The sequence below is a fragment of the Flavobacterium sp. HJJ genome (genome assembly GCF_015351475.1).
GTDB classification, from domain to species: Bacteria; Bacteroidota; Bacteroidia; order Flavobacteriales; family Flavobacteriaceae; genus Flavobacterium; species Flavobacterium marginilacus.
In genome coordinates, this window is record NZ_JADKPR010000051.1 from 1 (window position 1) to 3,775 (window position 3,775).

Consider the following 3,775-nt stretch of genomic DNA (forward strand, 5'->3'; position numbering starts at 1 on the left):
TACACCAGCAGCTGGAACAGGAGTGGCTCCGTTTGTTTATACGATAGTTTCAGGGACCACGGTCAATGCAACAGGCGCATCGAGCGGAATCTTTACAGGACTTCTTCCGGGAAGCTATGTATTTGAAGTGAAAGATGCCAACGGCTGTACCAAGCAGGCATCAATACAAATCGCACCAGTTGCACCAATTGTGGCTACTGCTTCAAAAATTTCTGATGTTGCTTGTTTTGGAGGAACTACAGGTTCGATTAGATATAACGTAAGCGGGTTTGCTTCTACTTATAGTTATACTGTAAATGGTGGTCCAGTAGTAATGGGTCAAACCGCATCAACATTTACATTACCTAATTTGGGTCAGGATACTTATGCAGTTGTTTTTACAGACGATACGACTACTTGTGCAGCTTCAACATCAATAATAATTACAGCTCCTGCATCTTCTGTATCAGCTAGTTTATTTAGTAATGTGAATGCTAATTGTAAAATACCTTATTCAGTCGTAACGATTAATGCTGCAGGGGGCACTCCAAATTATAAATATGCTTTTGTAGAAGATGGAAATATTCCGAATGTTTCAGATTATGTTTCTTCAAATATTGCTAATTTAGATCCTACAGTATCTGCTGATTGGGATGTATGGGTAAAAGATGCGAATGGATGTACTATTGTAATGCCAATAAATGTGCATATTGTTAAAGATGCTACTCCAAGTATTTCGCTTTCAGTGGCTAATCAGTGTTTAGCTTCAGGAAGTGCTTTCGAAATCATTGCGTCGGCAACTTTAGGTGTCCTGCCATATACTTATACAATCAATACTGGTGTTGCGCCTAGTCCAGCAAATAAATTTACAGTTGCACCTGGAACGTATGCTGTTACTGTAACCGATAAAAATGGCTGTACAGATACAACCTCAATTACAGTGAATGATGTTTTAACTGCTACGGCTGTTATGACAAAAGATTTAGATTGTACAGGAACTCCAGATGCCACAATTAAGGTAACGGTAATTGGAGGTAAAGGACCATTTACATACAAAACTAGCATTGATGGAGCGGCTTATGCAACTGTTGTTCCAGTTACAGGTAATTCATTTACCTATACAGCACCAGCAGCAATAACAGCGCATACTTATCAGTTTGAAATCACTGATGCAAATAGCTGTACTAAAGTTTCTAATATTATAACAGTTAATCCAGTAGTTTATCCTGTAATTTCTGCAGTTGTAGAAACACAATCTATTAAATGTAATGGTGACAACGCAGGAATAATACGAGTTGATATTGATGCAACTAAAGGGGTAGGTCCTTTTACATTTAGTATAGATGGCATCACTTATCAATCTTCTAACGTGTTTACTGGGCTTATTGCAGGTACGTATACTGTTAATGTAAAAGACAGCAAAGGCTGTATTAATGTTGTCCCAGCTGGTATTACTATTGCTGAGCCAACACTTATGGTTATTGAAAAAACGATAGTTCCTATTCAGTGTAATAGCGGTTCAGGTATTTCAAAAGGATCAATCATTATTAACAAAATTACTGATGGTGTTAGTGCAGCTGGTGGTACAGGAGGAACTGCTCCTTATACTTATTATGTTACAGGCATAAACGGATATAATAAATTTGAACCTAATAATCCAGGTATTTCGTCAGTTACTTTTAATGTAGTAGATTTTGGTTTATACCAAATAAGAGTTGTTGATGCTAATGGCTGTTCTGTTATTGAGAAAGATGTGTTAGTTGCTTCACCGCCAAATTCATTGGGTATTATAATAAATCCAACGGTAACTTGTGCCACAGGAGGAAGTGCTGTAGTAAAAATCACATCTACTTTTGCTGGTTCTGGGCCTTTCCATTTTAATAAATATACTGGACCGGGTCAGGTTTGGACTGCAGATGGAACTCTTGGTTGGCAAGGTGAAACCGCTGCTAAAGAAACTCTGTTTACTAATTTATTGCCAGGAGTAACATATACTTTTATTGTTTATGATGAAAACACTAAATGTTATTACTATGAAACTGCAGCTATTCCAGTTCCTTCTAATACATCATTAGTTACCAACAATATTGTTCCTAAAAATATTACATGTACTGGTTCTAATGATGGGAATGTGTCATTTGATGTTGTTAATTCTAATGCAGGTTCAATAGATTACACTTACGAAATATTTGAGGCATTTACCAATATCTCTAAATATGTTTCTGGCACTTTTTCAGTGGGTGGATTATCTACCGTAAATATCCCTAATATTCCAATAAATCTTGGAGTTGGAAGTTATTATGTATATGTTAAAGAAACCTCTGGAGGGAATTCAGGATGCGGTAAAGCTTCTGCTAATTTTAATATTAAAGAATCTCCGAAAATATTAAATATAGCAGCGTCAGTTATTAAAAATGAAAATTGTGATAATAAAGGAACTATTAATGCATTAGCAAAAGATGGTACAGCACCTTATTTATATATAATTTCAAATTCTGCAACAGCACCAGGTTTAACAGATCCTTGGGTTACTTCAAGTACATTTAATAATTTGGTTGCAGGAAGTTATTATGTTCATGTAAAAGATGCTTACAATTGTATTCAGACAAGTACAGTAGTTGATTTAATCAAAGATCCAAGTCCTAAAATCGCTTTAACTGTGGTTAACAAATGTGTGGCTGAAGGTAATTTCGGTATCGATGTTAGCCCAGTTGCAACAGGATTAGATACAGGACTGGGAACAGGAGCCCTTTCAATTAGTGTAGACGGAAGTACTTTTGTGAGTATAGCTGGTTTATCACATACAGTTACGGGATTAAACTCTGGTTCACACACTATTAAAATCAAAGATGCCAACGGCTGTATTGATTCTAAGACAATAATTATTGATGCACCATTAGTGGCTACACCTGCAATTACATCTTTACCTACATGTACTGATAACGATGGAGTGATTACTATGTCAGGTACTGGCGGAACTGGAATCTACAGTTATAGTATTAGTCCAGCCGTAGGAACGGTATCAGGAAACGTTATTTCTGGATTACCAGCGGGAACTTATACAGTTACAATGACTGATAATGCTACGCCTGCTAATTGCAGTACGACAGCTTCAGTTACTTTAAGTGTTCCAACACCAGTTACTTTTACCACCACAACAACACCAGCTTTATGCGTTGGTGAAGCAAGCGGTAGTATTACTGTTGTTTTAGATGCGGCTAACAATAATCCAAATTATACTTATGAGATTACTGCACCTATAACTCGAGTAGCTCAGTCTTCTAATATATTTAAAGGATTATTGGCAGGAACTTATTCTGTAAAAGTTAATTCAGGAAGAGGCTGTTCACTTTTAGATAATAATGTAATAGTTGCTCCAGCGAATATATTAACTGCAACGGCGTTAGTTACTACGAAGCTAACCTGCGGAACAGGAAATGTGCCGCAAAAAGCTATAGTTACTGTTTCAGGCAGTGGCGGGACAGGTACTTATGAATATAGTTTTGACGGAGTTAATTATTCTAGTCAAAATACTTATGAAAGCGATTCTCCTATAACAGTAACTGGTTATGTAAGAGATACGAATGGTTGTGTGGCTAGTGATTCAAAAACAATCAATACTTTGGATCCACCAACTCAAATGGATATTGTTGGTACTGATATATATTGTGCACCAGCTGCTAAAACGACTAGTACAGTAACTATTACAAATATTCAAAATGGAGTCAGTCCGTTTACGTATGAGAATATTACTTCAGGCACATCTAATGCATTAGGCAGTTTCTCTGGTCTGACT

General features: G+C 36.7%; 1 pseudogene. It reads left to right on the plus strand.

The features are described from left to right. Positions 1–3,775, plus strand: a pseudogene (locus IRZ80_RS20580) (hypothetical protein); the annotation flags it as partial.